The organism is Bradyrhizobium sp. JR3.5, assembly GCF_054057015.1.
The window spans coordinates 4,537,212-4,561,324 of the sequence record NZ_JBSRYV010000002.1 but is presented as its reverse complement, the minus strand read 5'-3'; the positions used below and the strand labels follow the sequence as shown (position 1 = coordinate 4,561,324).

General features: G+C 65.0%; 20 protein-coding genes and 3 pseudogenes. 8 read left to right on the top strand and 15 right to left on the bottom strand.

Annotated features, from left to right (window positions below):
- Nucleotides 1–265: 265 nt before the first annotated feature.
- Both ACVWW1_RS38800 and ACVWW1_RS38795 read left to right on the top strand, forming a co-directional pair.
- The gene (locus ACVWW1_RS38800; RefSeq protein ID WP_224942881.1) at nt 266–691 is read left to right on the top strand and encodes a cupin domain-containing protein; all 426 of its coding nucleotides are present in this window, start codon (nt 266–268) and stop codon (nt 689–691) included.
- Between the two features lie 250 nt (nt 692–941).
- Nucleotides 942–1,899: pseudogene (locus ACVWW1_RS38795) on the top strand (aldo/keto reductase).
- A gap of 206 nt (nt 1,900–2,105) precedes the next feature.
- Here the strand turns inward: ACVWW1_RS38795 and htpX are convergent.
- Both htpX and ACVWW1_RS38785 read right to left on the bottom strand, forming a co-directional pair.
- On the bottom strand, nt 2,106–3,038 hold the full coding sequence (gene htpX, locus ACVWW1_RS38790; protein WP_456659520.1) for a zinc metalloprotease HtpX: 933 nt from the start codon (nt 3,036–3,038) through the stop codon (nt 2,106–2,108).
- A gap of 231 nt (nt 3,039–3,269) precedes the next feature.
- Nucleotides 3,270–4,922 carry an ATP-binding protein gene (locus tag ACVWW1_RS38785; RefSeq protein ID WP_456659519.1) on the bottom strand — a complete coding sequence of 551 codons (1,653 nt, stop codon included), beginning with the start codon at nt 4,920–4,922 and terminating at the stop codon, nt 3,270–3,272.
- Between the two features lie 216 nt (nt 4,923–5,138).
- On the opposite strand from ACVWW1_RS38785, the pseudogene ACVWW1_RS38780 reads away from it, so the two are divergent.
- The 5 genes and pseudogenes from ACVWW1_RS38780 (at nt 5,139) to ACVWW1_RS38760 (ending at nt 10,409) form a co-directional block, all read left to right on the top strand.
- Nucleotides 5,139–6,456 (top strand): annotated as a pseudogene (locus tag ACVWW1_RS38780) (lytic murein transglycosylase).
- Nucleotides 6,457–6,642: 186 nt separating this feature from the next.
- A complete protein-coding gene (locus ACVWW1_RS38775) occupies nt 6,643–7,146 on the top strand; it encodes a DUF1993 domain-containing protein (RefSeq protein WP_456659518.1) in 504 nt (167 codons plus the stop codon).
- A 107-nt stretch (nt 7,147–7,253) separates the two neighbouring features.
- Nucleotides 7,254–8,114: an SDR family NAD(P)-dependent oxidoreductase gene (locus tag ACVWW1_RS38770; RefSeq protein WP_456659517.1), complete on the top strand. Its 861-nt coding sequence runs from the start codon at nt 7,254–7,256 to the stop codon at nt 8,112–8,114.
- Between the two features lie 88 nt (nt 8,115–8,202).
- A pseudogene (locus ACVWW1_RS38765) lies at nt 8,203–9,309 on the top strand (alkene reductase).
- A gap of 278 nt (nt 9,310–9,587) precedes the next feature.
- Nucleotides 9,588–10,409 carry a tetratricopeptide repeat protein gene (locus ACVWW1_RS38760; RefSeq protein ID WP_456659516.1) on the top strand — a complete coding sequence of 274 codons (822 nt, stop codon included), beginning with the start codon at nt 9,588–9,590 and terminating at the stop codon, nt 10,407–10,409.
- Here the strand turns inward: ACVWW1_RS38760 and ACVWW1_RS38755 are convergent.
- The gene (locus tag ACVWW1_RS38755) at nt 10,398–11,108 is read right to left on the bottom strand and encodes a hypothetical protein (RefSeq protein ID WP_456659515.1); all 711 of its coding nucleotides are present in this window, start codon (nt 11,106–11,108) and stop codon (nt 10,398–10,400) included. The two genes, ACVWW1_RS38760 and ACVWW1_RS38755, sit on opposite strands and share 12 nt — an antisense overlap.
- Here ACVWW1_RS38755 and ACVWW1_RS38750 point away from each other — a divergent pair.
- The gene (locus ACVWW1_RS38750) at nt 11,107–11,286 is read left to right on the top strand and encodes a hypothetical protein (RefSeq protein WP_456659514.1); all 180 of its coding nucleotides are present in this window, start codon (nt 11,107–11,109) and stop codon (nt 11,284–11,286) included. The genes ACVWW1_RS38755 and ACVWW1_RS38750 overlap by 2 nt on opposite strands.
- Here the strand turns inward: ACVWW1_RS38750 and ACVWW1_RS38745 are convergent.
- The 12 genes from ACVWW1_RS38745 to ACVWW1_RS38690 all read right to left on the bottom strand — a co-directional run bounded on the left by ACVWW1_RS38745 (nt 11,279) and on the right by ACVWW1_RS38690 (nt 24,111).
- Nucleotides 11,279–13,021 carry an ABC transporter substrate-binding protein gene (locus tag ACVWW1_RS38745; RefSeq protein WP_171948230.1) on the bottom strand — a complete coding sequence of 581 codons (1,743 nt, stop codon included), beginning with the start codon at nt 13,019–13,021 and terminating at the stop codon, nt 11,279–11,281. The genes ACVWW1_RS38750 and ACVWW1_RS38745 overlap by 8 nt on opposite strands.
- Before the next feature lie 108 nt (nt 13,022–13,129).
- On the bottom strand, nt 13,130–13,456 hold the full coding sequence (locus tag ACVWW1_RS38740) for a DUF2160 domain-containing protein (RefSeq protein ID WP_456659513.1): 327 nt from the start codon (nt 13,454–13,456) through the stop codon (nt 13,130–13,132).
- A 192-nt stretch (nt 13,457–13,648) separates the two neighbouring features.
- Nucleotides 13,649–14,455, bottom strand: coding sequence for a carbohydrate ABC transporter permease (locus tag ACVWW1_RS38735; RefSeq protein ID WP_021075985.1), 807 nt, complete (start codon nt 14,453–14,455; stop codon nt 13,649–13,651).
- A complete protein-coding gene (locus ACVWW1_RS38730; protein ID WP_092124514.1) occupies nt 14,455–15,357 on the bottom strand; it encodes a carbohydrate ABC transporter permease in 903 nt (300 codons plus the stop codon). The genes ACVWW1_RS38735 and ACVWW1_RS38730 overlap by 1 nt, the downstream gene beginning before the upstream one ends.
- Nucleotides 15,357–16,442 (bottom strand): ABC transporter ATP-binding protein, encoded by a 1,086-nt coding sequence (locus ACVWW1_RS38725; protein WP_176533190.1) that lies wholly within the window; start codon nt 16,440–16,442, stop codon nt 15,357–15,359. Before ACVWW1_RS38725 ends, ACVWW1_RS38730 begins: the two co-directional genes overlap by 1 nt.
- A gap of 12 nt (nt 16,443–16,454) precedes the next feature.
- Nucleotides 16,455–17,594: an ABC transporter ATP-binding protein gene (locus ACVWW1_RS38720; protein ID WP_456659512.1), complete on the bottom strand. Its 1,140-nt coding sequence runs from the start codon at nt 17,592–17,594 to the stop codon at nt 16,455–16,457.
- Nucleotides 17,591–19,135, bottom strand: a complete 1,545-nt coding sequence (glpD, locus tag ACVWW1_RS38715) for a glycerol-3-phosphate dehydrogenase (protein ID WP_456659511.1) — start codon at nt 19,133–19,135, stop codon at nt 17,591–17,593. Before glpD ends, ACVWW1_RS38720 begins: the two co-directional genes overlap by 4 nt.
- Nucleotides 19,136–19,478: 343 nt before the next feature.
- Entirely contained in the window at nt 19,479–20,309 is an 831-nt protein-coding gene (locus ACVWW1_RS38710) for a DeoR/GlpR family DNA-binding transcription regulator (protein WP_092124510.1), read from the bottom strand.
- A 145-nt stretch (nt 20,310–20,454) separates the two neighbouring features.
- The gene (locus ACVWW1_RS38705) at nt 20,455–21,129 is read right to left on the bottom strand and encodes an HAD family hydrolase (protein ID WP_456659510.1); all 675 of its coding nucleotides are present in this window, start codon (nt 21,127–21,129) and stop codon (nt 20,455–20,457) included.
- Between the two features lie 82 nt (nt 21,130–21,211).
- Nucleotides 21,212–21,406, bottom strand: a complete 195-nt coding sequence (locus ACVWW1_RS38700) for a hypothetical protein (protein ID WP_176533195.1) — start codon at nt 21,404–21,406, stop codon at nt 21,212–21,214.
- 165 nt (nt 21,407–21,571) lie between these two features.
- On the bottom strand, nt 21,572–21,925 hold the full coding sequence (locus ACVWW1_RS38695; RefSeq protein WP_224924806.1) for an acyl-CoA thioesterase: 354 nt from the start codon (nt 21,923–21,925) through the stop codon (nt 21,572–21,574).
- Between the two features lie 89 nt (nt 21,926–22,014).
- A complete protein-coding gene (locus ACVWW1_RS38690; RefSeq protein ID WP_456659509.1) occupies nt 22,015–24,111 on the bottom strand; it encodes a 3-hydroxyacyl-CoA dehydrogenase NAD-binding domain-containing protein in 2,097 nt (698 codons plus the stop codon).
- Nucleotides 24,112–24,113 lie beyond the last annotated feature (2 nt).

The following is a 24,113-nucleotide window of genomic DNA, read 5'->3' as shown; positions in this document are numbered from 1 at the left end:
CCATGAGCGCTGCCGCTCATTCTCCGGACTTCGGCGTAACCGGTGGCAGCTCGCCGCGCAATCTACATCAAATGACCGGCAAATGAAATTGCGTTTCGTCGCTCCTGAAAAAATCAACCGGTCGTCGACCGGCCCTGAAGGGCAGGCCGCCTGACCTGACGCGCAAGCCGGCACGGCCGATCGTCTCGGAGCGGGCCGCCGACGCAAACGACGCCCCGACGCGGAGGACGGAACGAAGCTCGTGGCGTGAGACGTCCTGTGGTAAGTGTCAGCGGCGCTCATTGCCGAGCGCATAGCGATTGGACAGGAGTTTTCAGATATGAATTTCCGTGCATTTGGTTTTTCAATTGTTGGGTTGCTTGCGGCGGTCTCCGCGACGGCGGCTGCGGATTCTCCGCCGAGCTATCAAGGCGATCCCGACACCTACAAGGTGATCTTCGAAGACCAGAGTTTCCGCGTCATTGCCGCGACATGGAAGAAGGGGACGACAGACAAGCCGCACTCGCACCCGGTGCCGTTCGTGGTCTATCCGCTGACCGACTGCACCATTCGTCTGCACAATGCCGACGGCACCACGCGAGACAGCCCCAGCAAGGCGGGCACGGCGTTTGCGGGGCCAATCGTGGTTTCCCACACCGCCGAGAACATCAGCAGCGACGACTGCAAGGCGATATTCGTCGAGCGCAAGTAGTCGAGCCGGCGGCAGCGAATTCTCCGTGATCATCCGTCGGCATTCCGACAGGGGAATGCCGACGGATCCCGCGACAAATGACGCGCAACGTTGCTCACCACGCCGGCCGGCGGCGTTGCGCGCTCGTGGCTGGCGGTGGTCGTAACTCGCTCGGAAACGGCGCAATGCGGACGCCGCGCCTTGCAAAAAAACAAGGCCGATCTGCCTCAGTGTCCCGCGCCTCCCGTCAAGAACAAGAGAAAGAACACTCATGAAGCATCGCGCGCTCGGCCGTTCCGGCCTCACCGTCCCTCCCCTCTGCTTCGGCTGCAATGTGTTCGGCTGGACGGTGGACGAGGCGTCGTCGTTTCGCCTGCTCGACACCGTGCTGGAGCATGGACTGACGTTCCTCGATACGGCCGACGTCTATTCGCGCTGGGTGCCTGGCCATCACGGCGGCGAGTCCGAGACGATCATCGGCAAGTGGATGAAGGTGCGCGGCAACCGCAACCGCATCATCCTCGCCACCAAGGTCGGCATGGACATGGGAGGCGGCAATGTCGGCCTGAAGCCGGACTACATCGCGCGCGCCGTCGAGGACTCGCTGCGGCGGCTGCAGACCGACCACATCGATCTCTACCAGTCCCATAAGGACGATGAGACCACACCGCAGGAAGAGACGCTCGCGGCCTATGACAAATTGATCAAGGCCATGGCCCGGCAAGATCAGGGCGATCGGTGCCTCGAATTTCTCGGCGGATCGGCTCAAGAGCGCGCTGGATATTTCCAAAGCCAACGGGCTGCCGCGCTACGAGAGCATGCAGCCGGAATACAGCCTGGCGGAGCGATCGAGCTACGAAGGCGCGCTGCAACGCATCTGTGTGGAGAACGACGTCGGCGTGATCACGTTCTTCTCCCTCGCCGCCGGATTCCTGACCGGCAAATATCGCTCGGAGAGCGACTTCGCCAAGAGCCCGCGCGGTGCGCGCAGCATTCCGAAATACATGAACCCGCGCGGCATGCGGATTCTCGCCGGTCTCGACGAGGTCGCCGCGGAATCCGGCGCCGAACCGGCAGCCGTCGCGCTCGCCTGGCTGATGGCGAAGCCCGGCATCACCGCACCGATTGCCAGCGCCACCAAGCCCGAGCAGGTCGCGACGCTTGTGGCTGCGGCGAGGCTCGAGCTGAGCAAGGGTCAGGTCGAGCGGCTGGACGCCGCGAGCGCGTAGCGGGGCAGGCTAGGCCTGCTGGCTCTGGCCGCAAAGGCGGAGCGCTCCCTCTCCCGCTTGCGGGGGAGGGCTGGGGTGGGGGCTCTCTCCGCGAGTCGTATCATGGAGATAGCCCCCACCCGCCGCGCTGCGCGCGTCGGCCTCCCCCGCAAGCGGGAGAGGCGAAGGAAATGTACGGCTGCAGTTCAAGATGATTTCACCTCGCCCTAGCCCCACGGCCCGCGCTGGCCTGAGGCACCGCCCCAGGGGCTGCGCGGCGGATAGCTGGCACCGGCCGGGCGTGGCGCGGTCTGGGTACCGAGCTCGGCGGCGAGCTGCTGCAGCGCGGCGATGCGGTTCGCGGTCGAGGGGTGGGTCGCGAACAGGTTGTCGACGCCATGACCCGATAGCGGGTTGACGATGAACATGTGCGCGGTGGCCGGATTGCGCTCGGCTTCCATGTTCGGCACCTGATGCGCTGAATTCTCGATCTTCGCGAGCGCGGACGCCAGCCACATCGGTTGCCCGACGATGCGCGCGCCAAAATTGTCGGCGGCGTATTCGCGGGTGCGGCTGATCGCCATCTGCACCAGCATGGCGCCGAGCGGCGCCAGGATCATCATCGCGATCGAGCCGACGATGCCGGGGCCGTTGTTGTTGCGGTTGCCGCCGAAGAACATGCCGAACTGCGCCAGCATCGAGATCGCGCCGGCGATCGTCGCAGTGATCGTCATGGTCAGTGTGTCGTGGTGCTTGATGTGCGCAAGCTCGTGCGCAATCACGCCGGCGAGCTCCTCGCGGCTGAGCTGCTGCATCAACCCTGACGTGACGGCAACCGCGGCGTTCTCCGGATTGCGGCCGGTCGCGAATGCATTCGGCTGCGCCTCGTCCATCACGAACACGCGCGGCATCGGCAAGCTCGCACGCTGCGCGAGCTCGGCGACGAGATTGTAAAGGTCCGGCGCCGAACGCGCATCGACCTGATGGGCGCCGTACATCGACAGCACCATGCGGTCGGAATTCCAGTAGGTGAACAGATTTGTCGCAGCCGCAACGATCAGCGCGATCACGGCGCCGGTGCCGCCGCCGATGAGATAGCCGACGCCCATGAACAGCGCAGTGAGGCCGGCAAGCAGGAGCGCGGTGCGGAAATAGTTCATCGTGGTTCCCTCACGGCGAGCGGAATGCTGCCACAACTGACGCCGCTGAGGTAGGGATTTTGCCGCTGCAGCCGCAAGGGGAAGGCGTGCGTCGCAGCGACGCGGCGCGGGTTAACGATTGGTCATGTGTCGCGATCCGTGGCCCGGATGGAGCGCAGCGCAATCCGGGGCCATCCCGCGGTGAAACCGTTTCCGGATTTCGCTTTCCGGGCTGCGGCTACGGCATCGTGGCTACTCCGCCGGCTCCTGCGCGCGCGCGGTCTCCTGCTCGCGCAGCGCGACCCGCAGCATGCGGGCGAGCTGGGCGCGGCTGTAGGGCTTGGCCAGGAACAGGATGCCCTGCTCGAGCTTGCCGTCCTGGTCGATGGCGTCATCGGTGTAGCCCGACGTGAACAGCACGCGCAGGCCGGGGCGCTGCTTCTGCGCTTCGGTGGCGAGGTCGCGTCCATTCATCGCACCGGGCATAATGACGTCGGTGAACAGGAGATCGACCGGCGCGCCGCTGTCGAGCACGGCGAGCGCTTCGCCGCCATTGTTGGCCGACAGCGTGGTGTAGCCGAGGCTTTCGATCTGGGTCAGCACGTAGGAGCGCACCAGCCTGTCATCCTCGACGACCAGCACGATCTCCTGCGCGCCGCGCACCTCCGGTTGCCGCCGCCCGGGTAACACGGCCGGCGATTGCACCACCGCGCGCGGCAGATAGAGCATCACCCGCGTGCCGCGGCCGACCTCGCTGTTGAGCGCGATGTGGCCGTTGGACTGCTTGACGAAGCCGTAGACCATGCTCAGCCCGAGGCCGGTGCCCTTGCCGACGTCCTTGGTGGTGAAGAACGGCTCGAACACTTTGGCGAGATCGGCTTCCGCGATGCCCTGGCCGTTGTCGATCAGCGCGATCGCGACGTAGTCGCCGGCGGCAAGTCCGTCATGGCCGTGCACGTCTGATGGCTTCAGCTCGGCAGTACGGGTCTCGATCCGCAGTCGGCCGCCCTTCGGCATCGCGTCGCGCGCGTTCAGCGCCAGATTGATGATCGCGGTAACCAGCTGGTTGGAATCGACCAGCGCGCGGGGCAGATCCGGCATCGGGCGAAAATCGATATCGACATGGTCGCCGATGGTCGGCCGCAGCAGCTCGATGGTGTCGACCATCAACGCATTGACGTCGACGTCGCTCGGCTGCAGCGGCTGCTTGCGCGCGAAGGCCAGCAGATGCCGCGTCAGCGATGCACCGCGCTCGGCAGCGTCGCGGATCAGACTGGTGATCTCGGTGAGCTGGCGGTTGTGGGTGACCGCTTCGGCCAGGATGTCGATGGTGCCGGTGATGACGGTGAGGATGTTGTTGAAGTCGTGCGCGATGCCACCGGTGAGCTGGCCGACCGCTTCCATCTTCTGCGCCTGGCGGATCTTGCTCTCATTGGCCTCGGCCTCGCGGAAACGCTCGAGCAGGACTTCCGAGCGCTGGCGCTGCCGTCCCGCCTCGGCGAGCGCGACATGCGCCTCGCGCAGCTGCGCCTCGGTCGGGATCGCCAGGATTTTCGGGATCAGCGGCCAGAGCAGCACCGCGGTGAAGATCGAGGCGACAGCAGTGAGCGCCTTGACTATTCCTTCGAGCCCGTAGATCGGCACCCACAGCGTGTAGATCGAGAACACATGCGTGAGGCCGCAGGCGAGGATGAACGCGGCGAACGGCCAGGCCATCCAGCCGAACTGGAAATCGCGCCGCTTGGAGACGAGGATCGCCAGCGCAAACGGAATCGAGAAATAGGAAGCGGCAATGATCGCGTCTGAAATCACGTGAAGCCAGATCAGCTCCGGCTCCCACAACAGGCAGATGCCGTGTGGCGAAAACGTCGACGAATCCAGCAAACGCTCGAGAAAACTCCACATGGGCCGCTCCGGGCGTGATCGATCCGCCGACACCCCTGCCCGCGAATCACCTGGCCGGATCATAGCGGCGGCGTCTCAACCTGCCGAAGCCCAATTGGTCTAAGACCGGCACCCCCGTTGTTGCCCGGTATCGCCCTGGTGTATGCAGATCGGGCCTTGATCCCCCTTTGCCAGCCGGTGACATCGATGCCAGCATCTCCCCTCCGCGCCCCGATCATGATCGCAGCGATCGCGGGAGCGCTGGCGCTCTCCTCCCTTGCCTTTGCGCAGCAGGCGCTGCCCAATCCCGCAGGCTCCGCCCCGGTCAGGCCGCGCCCGGCCGCGGTGGCATCGCCAAGGGCTGCGTCCTGCCACAACGGGCAGAGCTTCGATCGCTTCCTCGCCGAGCTCAAGCAGAAGGCGGTCGCCGCCGGCGTCTCGCAGCGCACGATCGCGGAAGCGGCGCCCTACCTGGTCTACGACCAGGGCATCGTCAACCGCGACCGCGGCCAGCGCGTGTTCGGCCAGATCTTCACCCAGTTCGCCGGCCGCATGGCCGCGAACTACCGGATGCAGCAGGGCCAGCAATACATCCGGACCTATGCCGCCGCGTTCGCGCGCGCCGAGAAGGAGTATGGCGTGCCGCCGGCGGTGATCGCCGCGTTCTGGGGACTGGAGAGCGATTTCGGCGCCCAGATGGGCAATCTGCCGACACTGAAATCGCTGGTGTCACTGGCCTATGATTGCCGCCGCTCGGAGATGTTCCAGGGCGAGACCATCGCGGCGCTGAAGATCATCGAACGCGGCGACCTGACGCCCGACGAGATGATCGGCTCGTGGGCCGGCGAGCTCGGCCAGACGCAATTTTTGCCGACGCACTATTTCAACTATGCCGTCGACTATGACGGCGACGGCCATCGCAATCTGCTCGCCAGCGGCCCCGACGTGATCGGCTCGACCGCAAATTACATCGCCAACGGATTGAAGTGGCGGCGCGGCGAGCCGTGGCTGCAGGAGGTGCGCGTGCCGCAGGCCGCGAATTTTCCTTGGGACCAGGCCGACCTCACCGTCAAGCTGCCGCGTTCGAAATGGGTTGCGCTCGGTGTCAGCCTGACCGACGGCAAGCCGTTGCCAAATGACGAGATGCCGGCCTCGCTGCTGCTGCCGATGGGCCGCATGGGTCCGGCGTTCCTCGCTTATCCAAACTTCGCCGCCTACACCGAGTGGAATAACTCGCTGATCTACTCGACCACCGCCGGCTATCTCGCCGGCCGCATCGCAGGCGCGCCGCCGATGCAGCGGCCGCACGCGCCGGTGGCGCAACTGCCGTTTGGCGAGATCAAGGAGCTGCAATCGCTGCTGGCGCGCGCCGGCTACGACGTCGGCAAGATCGACGGGGTGCTCGGCCAGGCGAGCCGCAGCGCGGTGAAGGCGATGCAGATGAAATACGGCCTGCCGGCGGATTCCTGGCCGACCGCGGAGCTCTGTGGCGCGGATGCGCGGCGGTAGCCGCACGCAGCCGGCCGCAGACGCCGCGATGCCGCCGATGCGGTAGGGACGTCGTCGGGCTTTCTGCGTAGCTAGCAGTGCTTTTGAACCGTCACCCTGAGGAGCGCGAATGCGCCGCGAAATATTTGACCAAGTGTTACAGCCGTCCGCAGTTGTATTCTTCCCTTCGCGGCCCCATGTGCAGCATCGCCGTTCGGCAGATCCGGATTTCATCAGAACAAAGAGCATCCACATGTCCTTTTATGACGCCGTCGTCCCCGCTTACTTGCAGATCCTCAACAGCCTCACCGGCGAGCTGACCAAGGCCGAGGCGCATTGCGAAGCGAAGAAGATCGCGCCCGAGGTGCTGCTGGGATCGCGGCTCTATGCGGACATGCTGCCGCTGACCAAGCAGGTGCAGCTGGTCTGCGATCACGCCGCACGCGGCTGTGCGCGGCTGACGCAAAGCGAGGTGCCGTCGACGCCCGACACGGAGAAGAGCTTCGGCGAACTGAAGCAGCGGCTGGCGAAGACGATCGACTATGTGAAATCGTTCAAGCCGGAGCAGTTCGACGGCGCCGACGCCAAGGACGTCACCTTCCCGATCGGCGCAGATCGAACCATGACCCTGAAGGGCCAGCAATTCCTCAGCGCCTTCTCGTTCCCGAACTTCTATTTCCACGCCGTCACCGCGCACGGCATCCTGCGCCACAACGGCGTCGAGATCGGCAAGCGCGATTTCCTCGGCGTGAGCTGACGCGATATTCCCCACCGCGGGATTTTCCCGCTACGGCGAACACGTCGCCTCGCACGCCCGGCCGTGCTACTGCTCCTTGACAACAACAAGACGTCAGGGAGCACGCCATGCCGACCACAACCCACGCACCGAAAGCCATCGATCCCACAGCCTCGCTGCATGCGGAATCGCTCGGGCTGGCGAAAAACCACGGCCGCCTCGCCGGCCGGCGCATCATCGTGGTCGGTGCGGGCCAGCGCACAACCGTCGATGAAGCGCCGCCGATCGGCAATGGCCGCGCCATGAGCGTGCTGTTCGCGCGCGAAGGCGCCTCAGTCGCGTGCCTCGACGTCAACAAGGAAGCCGCCGACGACACCGTCGCGCAGATCACGGGCGAAGGCGGCAAGGCTTTCACCGATGTGGTCGATGTCTCCGACGTCGCGGCGATCGCGCCCGCTGTCGAGCGCTGCGCGCAACAGCTCGGCGGGCTCGACGGGCTGGCGCTGAATGTCGGCATTTCCTCCGGCCTGTCGCTGCCCAAGATGACGGCGGAAGCCTGGGACCGCGACTACGCCGTCAATGTGCGCAGCCATATGTTGTTCGCGCAGCAGGCGCTCGAGGTGATGGCGCCGGGCGGCGCGATCATCCTGATCTCCTCGATGGCGAGCCAGCGCGCCGGCGGGCGCAACCCGGCCTATGAATCCTCCAAGGCGGCGCAGATCGCGCTCGGCCGGGCGATCGCGCGGGCCGGCGAGGACAAGGGCATTCGCTGCAATGTGATCGCGCCCGGCTTCATGGACACGCCGATGGGCCGCGATGCCAGCCGCAGGCGATCGGACCGCGCCGTGACAGTGCCTTTCGGCCGCCAGGGCACCGGTTGGGAGGTCGCCTATACTGCGCTGTTCCTGATTTCGAACGAATCCTCCTACGTGAACGCGCACACCCTGTTCCTCGATGCCGGCCACATGGGCGGAATTGTGCGCGGCTAGCCTGCAAACTGGGCATATCCCGACCATTGCGCTCGTCGCGGCAATGCACAAATCTCTCTCCATCGATCATTGTCTGGAACCGTTTCACATGAGCCAACCGACCAAACTTCTCGAGCCCTACAAGCTTGGCCCGCTGACGCTGCCGAACCGCTTCGTGATGGCGCCGCTGACGCGCAACCGCGCGGTGCCGCCCGGCATGGTGCCAAGCCCGCTCGCGGTGGACTATTACGGCCAGCGCGCCTCCGCCGGCCTTCTGATCACCGAGGCGAGCCACTAGGTCTCGCAGCAGGGCCAGGGCTATCAGGACACCCCCGGCATCTATTCGAAGGAACAGGTCGCGGCCTGGCGCAAGGTCACCGATCGCGTGCATGAGCGCGGCGGCCACATCTTCATCCAGCTCTGGCATGTCGGCCGTATTTCGCACACGTCGCTGCAGCCGAATGGCGGCGCACCGGTGGCGCCGAGCGCGATCCGCGCCAAGACCAAGACCTTCGTGAACGGCACCTTCGCCGACGTGTCCGAACCGCGCGCGCTCGAACTGTCGGAAATCCCCGGGATCATCGAGGATTTCAAGCGCGGCACCGCGAATGCGCTGGCGGCCGGCTTCGACGGCGTCGAGATCCATGGCGCCAACGGCTATTTGCTCGACCAGTTCGCGAAGGACGGTACCAACAAGCGCACCGACGCCTATGGCGGTTCGATCGAGAAGCGCGCCCAGCTGATGCTGGAGGTCTCCAAGGTGGTCGCCAAGGAGGCCGGCGCCGAGCGTACCGGCATCCGCATCTCGCCGGTGACGCCGGCCAACGACGTCTCCGACTCCGATCCGCAGCCGCTGTTCGACTACATCGTCGACCAGCTCAATGCGCTCGAGCTGACCTATATCCACGTCATCGAGGGCGCGACCGGCGGCCCGCGCGACGTCGCGCCGTTCGACTACGCCTCACTGCGCAAGCGCTTCAAGCAGGCCTATGTCGCCAACAACGGCTACGACTTCGCGCTAGCGGAGAAGGTGCTGGAGGCGGGTGCCGCCGACCTGATCGCGTTCGGCAAGCCGTTCATCTCGAATCCCGATCTGGTCGAGCGGCTCAAGGCCGGCGCCCCGCTCAACGACTGGGACAAGGCGACCTTCTACGGCGGCGGCGCCAAGGGCTACACGGATTATCCGACACTAAAGGCGACCGAAGCGGCGGAGTGAAACCCGGTCCGCTCTCTCTCCACACCGTCATTCCGGGATGCGCCGCCAGGCGCAGACCCGGAATCCACTGATCCGCATCACTTGCGTCAGGATGGATTCCAGGCTCGCGCTTCGCGCGCCCCGGAATGACGAAAGAGAATCCTGGAATTCCGACAAAAGAGAAAGGCCGGGAGCGCTCCCGGCCTTTCTTCAGGCGCTGGTTCATGCGCTGGTCATGATCCCCGGCGGCGCATAACATGGTCCATAACGGACAAGCCTATAGTTGGTCGCGCACGGGAATGAGCAAGGACAACGCCGAGGATATCGTTCGACGCGCGACCGCCGCATTCAACAGCGGCCGGCACGACGAAGCGATCGAGCTCTGCGAGCGCGGCCTTGCGCGCCAGCCCGGCGAGCCGATGCTGAGCCATCTGCTCGCCGCCGTGCTGTTCGCCAAAGGCGAGATCGCGCCAGCCCGCAGGCATATCGAGACCAGCCTGGCGCGGCGCCCGGACAATGCGGCGGCGCGGCTGCTCGCGGGGCGCCTCGCCCGCAGCGGCGGCGAATTCGATGCGGCACTGACGCATCTCGACCGCGCCATCGCGCTCAAGCCGCAACGCGAAGCTTTCCTCGAGAAGGCACGCACGCTGGAACTGGCCGGCCGCAAGGCACAGGCCCGCGAGGCCTGGGAGGCCTGGGAGGCGATCCTCAAGGTTATCCCTGAGCATCAGGAAGCCAACGCAAGACTTGGCCGGCTGGCCTGGGAGGATGGCGACCTCGCCAAGGCCGCAGGCCTGCTCGAGCGCGCCGTTGCGAGCGCGGCGCCGGCCTCGGTGTGGTTCGATCTCGGCGTCGCAAAGCAGGATATGCGCGATCACGACAGCGCCGCACGCGCCTATCGCAAGGCGCTCGAGATCAAGCCGGATTATGCCGAAGCGGCACTCAATCTGGGGATCACGCTGCAAGAGAGCGGCGAGCCCGACGCCGCGATGCAGGCCTTCGCCCGCGCCTATGCCTTGCGTCCACAGCTGTTCGGATCGATCGCGATGGCGCTAACCTCGGCCCCGCACGGCCGGCTGTGGCTCGACGAGCGCGCGCTGCGTGCGGCCTTAGGTGACTAGCCGGCCGCGCTTGGCGCGGAAATGCTTGCGATAGACATTGGGCGCAGCCAGCACCTCGCCGACGACTTTCGAATAGGCCTCGCGATGCGCATCGTCGAACGCCTCGAACACCAGTTCGGGAGCCGCGCGCGGCACCGCGAAGCATTGCACGACCGGCGTCCCCTTCGGCAACACGCCGGCGAAATCAGGCTGGGTCCAGACCGCCGGGAAATTGATGCCGCCATCGTGAAACCGGTCGGCGTCGACCAGCCCCGAGATCACTCGGAACGGCAGGTCGTCGCGATTGACCGGATGCGTCGCGAACAGCGACCAGCCCGGCTCGAGCTCGATGGTCCAGAAGCTGTTGAATTTCAGCGCGGCCTGCCCGTTGGCGAACGGCGCGCCGGCGAATTGCGCGACGGGATGAAAGCTGAGCGGCGCGCGCGGATGGCCCTGCGTTGCCGGCTCCGGAATGTCCCAATCCCAGGCGAAGGCGCCGCGCTCGACCCTGACATCGCAAGGCAGCGGGATCATGACCCCATGGGCCATCGCATCGACGAAGGGCGGGCATTGCTTGACCGTGCGGATCTCGCGGTCGTGGATGTCGGAATGCGCCTTCGCCGGCATCGCACGCAGCCAATCGGGCAACGCAGTGCGGGCCGGGAACGGCCGCGGCAGATGATCGGCAAGCCGCGGGTCGCAGCGGAAAGTCATGCGCATGGCGAAACTCCGGGATCATGATGCGATGACGGCAGACGCATATGATCTCATCGCGTCATTTGAGCACAATCCCGAACCGGTCTCCACAGCCGTCGATCCAGCAAAAAAGGCCGGGATTGCTCCCGGCCTTTTGCAGTTTGCGGATGGCGTGGGCGGTCAGCCTTACCGCCTTACTTAGCTTCGGCGCGCTTGGGCGGGCTCGCCGGCCACGACTTGATCAGCGTGTCGTAGTCGATCGTTTCGCCCTTCGGCTTCTCGTTCGCGAGCTTGCGCTGCGGAGCGATGGTGCCGTCCTTCTCGGCCTTCTTGTACCAGTACTCGGCGGTTTCCTTCTTGTTCAGCTTCGGTCCGCAGGCACCCTGCACACCGGACTTCTCAAGGCGCTCCATCACCGAATCCTGGGCCGCGGCGAGCGCGTCCATCGCAGCTTGCGGCGTCTTCGCACCAGACGACGCATCGCCGATGTTCTGCCACCAGAGCTGAGCGAGCTTCGGATAGTCAGGCACGTTGTTGCCGGTCGGGGTCCACTGCACGCGCGCGGGCGAACGGTAGAACTCGATCAGGCCGCCGAGCTTCGGCGCACGCTCGGTGAACGACTTGTCCCAGATGTCGGATTCACGGATGAAGGTGAGACCGACTTGGCTCTTCTTCAGGCTCGTCGTCTTGGAGACGATGAACTGCAGATAGAGCCAGGCCGCCTTGCGGCGATCGACCGGGGTCGACTTCAGCAGCGTGGCCGAACCCACGTCCTGGTAGCCGAGCTTCATGCCGTCCTTCCAGTACGAGCCGTGCGGCGACGGAGCCATACGCCACTTCGGCGTACCGTCCGCGTTCATCACGGCAATCCCCGGCTTCACCATGTCGGCGGTGAAGGCGGTGTACCAGAAGATCTGCTGGGCGATGTTGCCCTGCGAAGGCACCGGGCCCGACTCGGAGAAGGTCATGCCCTGCGCCTGCGGGGGAGCATACTTCTTCATCCAGTCGAGATACTTGACGATCGAATAGACCGCCGCCGGGCCGTTGACGTCGCCGCCACGCTCGACCGACGAGCCGACCGGACGGCAGCCTTCCATGCGGATGCCCCATTCGTCGACCGGCAGGCCGTTCGGGAGACCCTTGTCGCCGTTGCCGGCCATCGACAGCCAGGCGTCGGTGAAACGCCAGCCGAGCGAGGGGTCCTTCTTGCCATAGTCCATATGGCCGTAGACCTTGACGCCGCTGATCTCCTTGATGTCGTTGGTGAAGAAGTCGGCGATATCTTCATAGGCCGACCAGTTCACGGGCACGCCGAGGTCGTAGCCGTACTTGGCCTTGAACTTGGCCTTGTATTCCGGGTTGGTGAACCAGTCGTAGCGGAACCAGTAGAGGTTCGCGAACTGCTGGTCGGGCAGCTGATAGAGGTGACCGTTCGGTGCGGTCGTGAACGACTTGCCGATGAAGTCGTCGACGTCGAGCATCGGATCGGTGACGTCCTTGGCTTCGCCCTTCATCCACTCGGTCAGGTCGACGGCCTGGCCGTAACGGAAGTGGGTGCCGATGAAGTCGGAGTCGTTGATCCAGCCGTCATAGACGTTCTTGCCGGACTGCATCTGGGTCTGGATCTTTTCGACGACGTCACCTTCCTGGATGATGTCGTGCTTGACCTTGATGCCGGTGATCTCCTCGAACGCCTTGGCGAGAGTGCGGGATTCATATTCGTGCACCGTCAGGGTCTCGGAGACGACGTTGATCTCCATGCCCTTGAAGGGGGCGGCGGCCTTGATGAACCACTGCATCTCCTTCATCTGGTCGTCCTTGGAGAGGGTCGACGGCTGGAATTCGCTGTCGATCCACTTCTTGGCGGCCGCCTCGTCGGCGCGGGCCGGCGCGACAAGAGTGACCGATGCTGCGACGAGCGCGACCGCGCTGGTCATCGTCAAAAGCTTATCTTTAGTCATTCGTAAATGTCGCATTAGATTCCTCCGGTTGCAGCGACTAAATCAGGCCCGGGTAGACCCCGGATCTGCTCTTTTTCGCGTTCTTCAGACGGTGCGAAAAATCACCACGGCTGAAAGAAGCGAAATTACCGTTCCGAGCCACAGGCTCGAAATCTCGACGTCCTCCCCGATCGGCAGGGTGAAAATCGGATCGGTGCCGACGAGGCCGATCCACAGCAGGTGGATCACCGCCGCCAGCACCAGCGAGACGAACAGACGGTCGCCGCGTGTGGTCGGAATGCGCAGCACGCCGACCCGCTCCGCCTCGGGATAGGCGATCGCGAGCCAGGTCATCATCCCGAGCGTAGAGGCAAGCAGCACGAAGAAGACCGCGGTGGGCCAGGTCCATGCCATCCATGCGATGCTGTCCATGTCTCAGCTCCCTCCGTACGGCACACTGCGCCCCCTCTCCCATGGGGAGAGGGCCGGGGTGAGGGGGTACGGTCCATCGATAGAGTGAAACCCCTCACCCGGATTTGCCGCTTTGCGCCAAATCCGACCTCTCCCTTTGGGAGAGGTGAAACCCGACGTTGAGCTGCCGCAGCGTGATCGCATCGTCATCCCTCACACCCGGCCGAGCGCGAAGCCGCGCGCGATGTAATTGCGGACGAACCAGATCACGAGCGCGCCGGGGATGATGGTGAGCACGCCGGCCGCGGCAAGCAGGCCCCAGTCCATGCCGGCAGCCGAGACCGTGCGCGTCATGATCGCGGCGATCGGCTTGGCCTGCACCGAGGTCAGCGTGCGCGCCAGCAGCAGCTCGACCCAGGAGAACATGAAGCAGAAGAACGCGGCGACGCCGATCCCGCTCGCGATCAGGGGCACCAGGATCTTGATGAAGAAGCGCGGGAACGAGTAGCCGTCGAGGAAGGCGGTCTCGTCGATCTCGCGCGGCACGCCGGAGACGAAGCCTTCGAGGATCCACACGGCCAGCGGCACGTTGAAGATGCAGTGCGCGAGCGCAACCGCCCACGGCGTATCGAACAGGCCGATCGCCGAGTACAGGTTGAAGAACGGCAGCGCGTAGACCGCCGCCGGCGCCATGCGGTTGGACAGCAGCCAGAAGAACAGGTGCTTGTCGCCGAGAAAGCGGTAGCGCGAGAATGCATAGGCCGCCGGCAGCGCCACCGCGATCGAGATCACGGTGTTGATGACGACATATTCCAGCGAGTTGATGTAGCCCGAGTACCAGCTCTCGTCGGTGAAGATGCGCCGGTAGTGCTGCAGCGTCGGCGTATGCGGCCACAGCGTCATCGTCGAGACAATCTCGGCGTTGGTCTTGAAGCTCATGTTGACGAGCCAGTAGATCGGCAACAGCAGGAAGATCAGGAACAGCGCCATGATCAGGCGGCGGCCGGGGATCGAGTGCATCACGCCGCTCCTTCCTTGACCGGACGCTCGGAGCCGGCATTGGTCATCACGGTGTAGAACACCCAGCACACGATCAGGATGATCAGGTTGTAAACCAGCGACAGCGCCGCGGCCTTGCCGAGGTCGAACTGGCCCAGCGCGATCTTGACGAGCTCGATCGAGACGAAGGTCGTCGAGTTGCCGGGACCGCCGCCGGTGACCACGAACGGCTCGGTGTAGATCATGAAGCTGTCCATGAAGCGCAGCAGCACCGCGATCAGCAGCACGCGGTTCATCTTTGGCAGCTGGATCGCCTTGAACACCGCCCAGCGCGAGGCGCCGTCGATCTGCGCCGCCTGGTAGTAGGCGTCGGGGATCGACTTCAGGCCGGCGTAGCAGAGCAGCGCGACGAGGCTGGTCCAATGCCAGACGTCCATCACGATCACCGTGACCCAGGCGTCGACCTCATTGGAGACGTAGTTGTAGTTGAAGCCGAGGTGGTTCAGCACATAGCCGAGCAGGCCGATATCGGGCCGGCCGAAGATCTGCCAGATGGTGCCGACCACGTTCCACGGGATCAGCAGCGGCAGCGCGAGGATGACGAGGCAGGCCGCGACGCTCCAGCCCTCGCGCGGCATCGACAGCGCGACGATGATGCCGAGCGGCACCTCGATCGCAAGTATCACGGCGGAGAAGAACAGGTTGCGGCCGAGCGAGGCCAGGAAGCGGCCGCCGAGATCGGTCGAGGGATCGAGCAGCTCCTTGAACCAGCCGACGCCGTTCCAGAAGAACTGGTTGTTGCCGAAGGTGTCCTGCATCGAATAGTTCACGACGGTCATCAGCGGCAGCACCGCCGAGAACGCGACCACCAGGAACACCGGCAGCACCAGGAACCAGGCTTTTTGGTTGATGGTCTTGTCCATCAGGCGACCCCTTCGACCAAATGGCTGTCGGCATAGACGTGGACGTTGGCGGGATTGAAGATCAGGCCGGCGGTATCGCCGGAGATCGAGAAGCCGGGGGGCACGCGCGCCGCGAGTTTGGTGTTGCCGACGCGGACGCGGGCGAACTGGATGCGGCCGAGATCGTCGATCCGCTCGATGGTGGCCGACAGCAGCCCGGACGCCGGTGCCGCGACATCGACAAATTCAGGCCGCACGCCGATCTCGATCTTCTTGCCGGCCGGCAGCACACCATAGTTTCGATGCAGGCCGATGACATGGCCGTCGATCCGCGCCTCGTGGCCTGAGACCTCGGCGGGTACGATGTTCATGCCGGGCGAGCCGATGAAATAGCCGACGAAGGTGTGCGCCGGCTTGTCGAACAATTCGGCCGGCGTGCCGCTCTGCACCACGCGGCCGTCATGCATGACGACGACGGTATCGGCAAAGGTCAGCGCCTCGGTTTGGTCGTGGGTGACGTAGATCATCGTGAGGTCGAGCTCGCGATGCAGCGCCTTCAGCTTGGAGCGCAGCTGCCATTTCAGCTCGGGATCGATCACCGTCAGCGGCTCGTCGAACAGCACGGCGGCGACGTCGGAGCGCACCAGGCCGCGGCCGAGCGAGATCTTCTGCTTGGCGTCGGCGGTGAGCCGCGTCGCCTTGCGATTGAGGTACGGCGTGAGGTCGAGCAAATCGGCGATCTGCCTGACCCGCGCATCGACCTCGGCCTTGGCGACGCCGCGGTTCTTCAGCGGGAAGGCCAGGTTCTGGCCGACCGTCATGGTGTCGTAGATCACCGGGAACTGGAACACCTGCGCGATATTGCGCTTCTGCGTCGACAGCGGCGTGATGTCCTGGCCGTCGAACAGGATCTTGCCGCGCGACGGCGTCACGATCCCGGAAATCAGGTTCAATAGCGTGGTCTTGCCGCAGCCGGAGGGCCCGAGCAGCGCATAGGCACCGCCCTGCCGCCAGGTCATCGTCACCGGCTTCAGCGCAAAGGATTCCAGCGGCGCGTCATTGCCGCTGTAGGATTGCGCGAGATCGACGAGGTCAATGCGAGCCATCGGGCATCTCCCTCAATTGCTCTTGCTGGCTGACGTGCGTGCCGCAAGCGAACTGCCGTACAATTCGCTTGCAAACGCGGTCGCGGGCGACGCGACCAGGCGGTCGGCGGCGTCAAATACAAAGATATTCTCGGGATCGAGCGCGGCCTCGAGCACCTGCCCGGGTTCATATTCGTGCACGCCGTGCAGCACCGCGACCCAATTCGAATCGTGGACATGAACGTGCACAAAGCTCTCCGACCCGGTGATCTCGGTCACCGTCACGGTGGCGGAGAATTTGTGGCGGCCGGGCACGACGCTCCCGACCTCGAGCTGGTGCGCACGGAAGCCGATCTTGTACGTGCCGTCAGGCAGCTTGGCATACAGCCCAGCCGCGGGCGCCTGCTCGCCGCCGGCATAGATCACCCGGTCACCCTTCTTCTCGATGCCGATGACGTTGAGCGGCGGATCGGAGAACACCTGCGCGACGCGCAGCGAGTCGGGATGGCGGTAGACCTTCGGCGTCGCGCCGGTCTGCAGCGCCTGGCCTTCCCACATGCACACCGTGTCGCCGCCGAGCAGCAACGCCTCCGACGGTTCGGTGGTGGCATAGACGAAGATCGCACCCGATGCCTCGAATATCCGCGGCAGCTCGGCGCGCAGCTCCTCACGCAGCTTGTAGTCGAGATTGGCGAGCGGCTCGTCGAGCAGCACGAGGTCGGCGCCCTTGACCAGCGCGCGCGCAATCGCCGTGCGCTGCTGCTGGCCGCCGGAGAGCTGCAGCGGCGTCCGCTTCAGATAGGGCTCGAGCCGCAACAGGCTGGCCGCCTCGGCCACCCGCTGCTCGATCTCGGCCTTCGGCTTGCCCTGCACCCGCAGCGGCGAGGCGATGTTCTCGTAGACCGTCAGCGAGGGATAGTTGATGAACTGCTGATAGACCATCGCCACCGAGCGCTGCCGCACGTCGGCGCCGGTGACGTCCCTGCCGTCGACCAGCACGCGGCCGGTGGTCGGCTTGTCGAGGCCGGCGAGCAGCCGCATGATAGAGGTCTTGCCCGACAGCGTCGGCCCGAGCAGCACACTGAGCGTGCCACGCTCCAGCGTCAGCGAAACATCGCGGATGGTCTGAATGCCATCCACGATTCGCGTGACGTTCTGCAGTGTAACGCTCATGCCCGTCCTCCCGCTTCGCGGAGGGGACGTTCACCGGACACGCGGTTGGCGACCATCCACTCGTCGAGCGCGGCGATTTCACCCGCCGTCATCCGCAAGCCCAGCTTGGATCGTCGCCAGACGACATCGTCTGCGGTCCGCGCCCATTCGTTCGCCATCAGGTACCGGACTTCACTCTCCGTCAAGGTGGCGCCGAAAGAGCGGCCGAGATCATCAGCCGTTGCTGCATTGCCCAAGACCTTGCTGGCGCGTGTGCCATAGGCGTGGGCGAGACGGTTGGCGTGGGACTGCGCGAGGAACGGATAGTTGCGAACCAGCTCGGCGCTCAGCGCCGCGACCGCGGAGACATCCATGTCGCCGCCGGGCAGCGGCGCCTTGCCGGTCCAGCCCTCCTGCGCTTTCGCGCCGCGGAGATAGGGCGACAGCCGCTCCAGCGCCTCTTCGGAGAGGCGGCGATAGGTGGTGATCTTGCCGCCATAGATCGACAGTAGCGGCGCACCGCCGGGCGTATCGAGCTCGAAGACGTAGTCGCGAGTCGCGGCCTTGGCTTCGCTCGCACCGTCGTCATAGAGCGGACGCACGCCGGAGTAATTCCAGACCACATCCTCGGGCTTCACCGGCTTGGCAAGGTATTCGCTGGCGGAGGCGCAGAGATACTCGATCTCCTCGCGCGTCGCCTTCACCTTGGCCGGATCGCCGTCATAGTCGCGATCGGTGGTGCCGATCAGCGAGAAATCGTTCTGGTAGGGAATGACGAAGATGATGCGGCCGTCGGCATTCTGGAAGATGTAGGCGCGGTCGTGGTCGTAGAGTTTCGGCACGACGATATGCGAGCCCTGCACCAGCCGCACCTTGGCCCGCGCGTTGACGCCGACACCGGTAGCGAGCACCTGCTCGACCCAGGGACCGCCGGCGTTGACCAGCACGCGCGCCTTGATCGTGTCGCGGGCGCCAGTTGCGCCATCTTCGACCGTGACGTGCCAGACGCCGTCGATCTGCCTGATCTCCACCGCGCGGGTGCGGGTGCGAATCTCGGCGCCGCGATCGGCGGCATCGCACGCGGTCAGCGCCACCAGCCGCGCGTCGTCGACGAAGCAATCGGAATATTCAAAGCCCTTGGTGTAGCGGCCCGGGATCAGCGGCTTGCCGACCACGTCGCGCGTCAGGTCGACCGAGCGCGTCGCCGGCAGCAGGTGCCTGCCGCCGATGTGGTCGTAGAGGAAGAGGCCGAGCCGCAGCAGCCAGGCCGGGCGCAGGCCCGCATGGTGCGGCAAAACGAAACGCAGCGGACGAATGATATGCGGCGCGATCTGCCAGAGGATCTCGCGCTCGATCAGCGCCTCGCGCACCAGGCGAAACTCGTAATACTCGAGATAGCGCAGACCGCCATGCACCAGCTTGGTCGACCAGGACGACGTCCCGCTGGCTAGGTCATTCATTTCACAGAGGAAAACAGAATTGCCCCGGCCCGCCGCATCGCGCGCGATGCCGCAGCCATTAACGCCGCCTCCAATGATGGCGAGGTCGTAAATTCGGTCCAAAGAACGCTTCCCCCGGCAACCGTTTTCGCTTTGACGGTTTTACTTTCGGATTGGAGTAGATCACAACCGAAAACGAAAGCAAAGTGAAAATAGGGAACTTTCGCTGGGGATTTTTTGGGCGGACTGACTGCGGAATGGTGGACAGGCTCACCCGACCTGACCCCGCGCGATCACTTAACCCGTCACCCTGAGGTGCGAGCGGAGCGAGCCTCGAAGGGTGCGAGGCCCCAGTGTGGCCGTTCACCCTTCGAGGGCCGCTGAAGAAGCGGCCACCTCAGGGTGACGGTGAGCGAGTTGTTGTGCGGGGACGATGGGCCGACAGCGGCGATATCGTTGAAATCGACTAAGCGCTGCGCAGCGTCGCGGGTGCGGCGTCAGCGCCATTGTCGTCGATATCGGCCTGCGGCTTGTCCATCGCGACGACCACCTCGATGCCGCGGCTGTGGCAGATGTTGGCGAGGCCAGCGGGCAACGGCGAATCGGTGACGAAGGTCTGGATCTGGCTCATATGCGCGATCCGCACCGGCGCGCTGCGGCGGAGCTTGGTCGCATCGGATACCAGCATCACGTTGCGCGCGTTGGCGATGATCGCCTGCGCCACCTGCACCTCGCGATAGTCGAAGTCGAGCAGCGCGCCCTCCTCGTCGATCGCGGACGCGCCGATGATCGCGTAATCGACCTTGAACTGGCCGATCAGCTGCGTCGCGGTCGAGCCGACCACCGCACCGTCGGCGCGGCGCACAGTGCCGCCGGCCACCACCACCTCGATGCGCGGATGGCGATACAGCAGCATCGCGACGTTGAGGTTGTTGGTGATGACCAGCAGGTCCTCATGCGAGGTCAGCGCACTGGCGACCTCTTCCGTCGTGGTGCCGATATTGATGAACAGCGAGCAGCCGTTCGGAATCCGCGCGGCCGCGGCGGCGCCGATCGCCTTCTTCTCCTCGGCGGCCACAAAGCGGCGCGCCTCATAGGCGAGGTTCTCGACGCCCGAGGCGATGATCGCGCCGCCATGGATGCGGGTCAGCGACCGCTCATCGCAGAGATCGTTGAGGTCCTTGCGAATGGTCTGCGCAGACACCTCGAATCGCTTGGCAAGGTCTTCGACCATGACCCGGCCAAAAGCGCGTGCGATGTTGAGGATTTCAGTCTGGCGGTGGGAGAGTCCGGCCACGGCGGCCCCCTTGAAACGGCGAATAGGCCATGGTGCGACCGTTCGGCGCGGAGGTCAACGAGCAAGCATCGCTGGGGTTAAGGACTGCGTTGCAGCAATGTCGAGCCGGCAACGTTTCGGCACACTGCCTCACCACGCCGTTTCCTCACCAAGCCATGGCCGATGCAACCAGGCGAATCAATTCCGGATCATCAAACGCCCGGGCGCTGGCGACCGCGCCCGCCGCGAGCAGATCGGCATGACCAAGCCCAGTTCGCATCCCGATCGTCGCGATGCCCGCCGCCGTCGCGGACTGAATGCCGGAGCGCGAATCCTCGAACGCGAGCGAAGCCGGTGCCGACGCGCCTGCGAGGCGCAGTCCCTCCAGATACGGCAATGGATGCGGCTTGCCCTGCGCCAATTCATCGCCGATCACGACAGCCTTGAAACGGTGCGCGATACCCAGTCCCGAGAGCAGCAGTTCGGCGTTCGGGCGCGGCGCATTGGTCACCGCCACCATCGGCACGCCGGCGCGATCGGCCCGGTCGAGCAGCGCCATCAATCCCGGCACCGGCACGATCTGGCCAGAGACCAATTCGCGGAAGATCCGCTCCTTCTCGCCAAGGATGCTGGCGCGGCGGTCGGCCGGCTCGTGGGTGAGGAAACGCTCGCCGATCGACGCGTTGGAGAAGCCTTGCAGTTCCTTGCCGAAGCGCGCGTGATCGAAGCTGTGTCCGTGGGGGCCGAGCACCTGGTTGAACGCGGCGAGATGAATCGGGTCGGTGTCCGCGAGCGTGCCGTTAATGTCGAACAGCAGCGCCTTGCCTTGTGTCTGCGACATCCGAAAAAAGATTTCCGTGAGTTCGGATGCATCAATACAGACTCTTGCGGCGCGCGCAAACGGCGCGCCGCGTGGCTCCTCATCAGGAGGCCATCTGCAGATCCTGGCCGGTGACCAGCCGTCGCGCCGCGCGCTCGGCCTCGCGTGCGTTGCGGAAGATTTGGCCCTCGAGAGCTTGGAACCGGTGCGAAGCCGCGAAAAACGCGTAACCCCTGGTATCGCGCACCACGATACCCGCGGTCTCGGAACTTACTTCGATGACGTAGCAGTCTGACATTATCGGCCTCGGTTTGATTCCGCGCCGACAACGGCATCGCCGCCCGTTTGTTCCTGAGTTTTTTGCGAAACGAAGCGCCGCTTTTTACAATCGAGCGGCGCTCCGGTCTCAGTTTCGACGCGTTTTCTCTCGCGCCGAATCAGCGGCGTTTTCGCGCAAAAGACGTCAGGTCGAAATCGTCGCACCATCGCGCTGGATCGGTTGCGGACGGCCCTGATCGTCGATCGAGACGTAGGTGAAATTGCCGTCGGTGACGAGGATCGACTGCTGCTCGCGGCGGCGCAGTACCCAGGCTTCGAGATGCACCGTGATCGAGGTGCGACCGACACGCACGAGATTGGCGTGCACCGAGACGAGATCGCCGACATAGACCGCCTTGCGGAAGTTCATCGCTTCGATCGCCACCGTCACGGTGCGGGACTTCGCCACCTTCGAGGCGAACACGCCGCCGCCAACGTCCATCTGGCTGAGCAGCCAGCCGCCGAAGATATCGCCATTGGCGTTGGTGTCGGCCGGCATCGCCAGCGTGCGGATGCAGAGGTCGCCCTGCGGCTCGTTGCCGCTGATCGGCGGTGCGTGAGCATGCGTTTCGGGCGCTTGGGTATCGGTCACTTGAAGGTCTCCCAGCCTGCATCGGGTGCGAAACGATCGCCGAATTTCTGCGTCAATGCGCGCAGCGCAGATACGACACTGTCAACGCCGCGCGTGCGCGCGTAGTTGAGCGGGCCGCCGCGGAACGGGGCATAGCCGGTGCCGAAGATCATCGCGCCGTCGACCATATCGGGGTCGTCAACGATACCCTCGCGTAAGGCGGCGACGCAGACATTGGAGATCGGCAGCACCAGGCGGTCGATCATCTCGTCGCTGACTTTCGGACCGGTCTCCGGCAGCGGCGCCTTCTCCGCCTTGCCGTCCTTCCAGGTGTAGAAGCCCTTGCCGGTCTTGCGGCCGAGCTCGCCCTTGGCGACCTTTTCGCGCAGCCAGGCCGGCGTCGGCGGCAAGGTGTCGCCGAATTTCGAGCGCAGCATGTCGCCGACATCGAGGCAGATATCGAGGCCGACCTGGTCGGCGAGTTCGATCGGACCCATCGGCATGCCGAACTCGACGGCAGCCGCGTCGATCAGACGCTGGTCGGTTTTCTCGTCCAGCATCATCATCGCTTCCAGCATGTAGGGCGTCAGCGCACGGTTGACGAGGAAGCCCGGCGAGCTCTTCACCGGCAGCGGCAGGCGATCGATGGCGCCGACAAAGGCGCGCGCTTGCTTGAGCATCGCGGCATCGGTGCCGTCATGGCTGACGACCTCGACGAGTTGTAGCCGCGACACCGGGTTGAAGAAATGCAGGCCGAGCAGCCGCTCCGGCCGTGCTAACGTGGTGCGCAGATCCTGCAAGGGAATGCTCGACGTATTGGTGGCGAGGATCGCTTCCTGTTTCATCTTCGGCTCGAGCGAGGCATAGACCTTCTGCTTGAGCTCGAGCTTCTCCGGCACCGCCTCGATGATCAGATCCGCATTGCGGACGCCCTCGCCGTCCATGTCGGGGATCAGCCGGTCCAGCGCGTCGCGCTGGTCGATCTTCCTGCGCATGATCTTGCCGAACAGCTCGGCGGCGCGCTTCATGGCGCCAGCGACCGGTTCGCCCTTCATGTCGGCGAGCGTGACGCGCATGTCCTGGCTGGCGCACCAGGCCGCGATATCGCCGCCCATCGCGCCGGCGCCGATGACATGGACGTGCTGCACCTTGTTGCCGCTGCCGGCCGCCTTCTTCATCTGCTCGCGCAGGAAGAACACGCGGATCAGATTCTGCGCGGTCGGCGTCACCATCAGATTGGCGAAGGAGGCCTTCTCCGCATTCAGCATCGCCGAGCGGTTGCCGGCGTGCTTCTCCCAGAGCTCGATCAGCGCATAGGGCGCCGGATAATGCTTGCGCGGCGCGGCCTTCTCCGCCTCGCTGCGCATACGTGAGGCAAGCAAGCCCCTGACCGGACCAAGATTGAGGATCGCGTTGAGCACGCCGGGCTTGGCGCGCTTCAGCCGGCCGAACACCGCATCCTTCACCGCGTTGCGGACGTGGCGCTCCTGGGTGACCGCGTCGACCAGGCCGAGCAACTTGGCGCGGCGCGCGTCGATCGTCTTGCCGGTCAGCATCAAGGTCATCGCCTGCATCGGGTTGACCAGCTCCGTGAAGCGCACGGTGCCGCCGAGGCCGGGATGCAGGCCGAGCATCACCTCGGGAAAGCCGAACCGCGCATCGTCGATCGCGATCCGCATCTGGCAGGCCAGCGCGACCTCGAGGCCGCCGCCGAGACAGAAACCGTGGATCACGGCGACCGAGGGCACGCGCAGCGCCTCGAGACGGTCGATCACCGCGTGCGCGCGGCCGATCTCGGTCTCGACCGCCCGCGGGTCGCTGGCGCCGCGAAATTCATTGACGTCGGCACCGGCGATAAAGCCGCTCTTCTTCGCCGAGCGCACCACGAGGCCGGTCGGCCGCTGGCTCTCCAGCGCCGTGACGACCGCATCGAGCTCCTCGAGCAGACCGGCGGACAGCGTGTTGGCGCTGGTGCCGGCGCGGTCGAACAGCAGCCAGGCGATGCCGTCCTCGTCACGCGTCAGCTGGAAATTCCTGTAGGGACTGTCGGCGGCCGGCTTCGGCCCGAGCTCGAGCACGCGATCGGCGAGAACGTCCATGATCCGTGAATCCATGA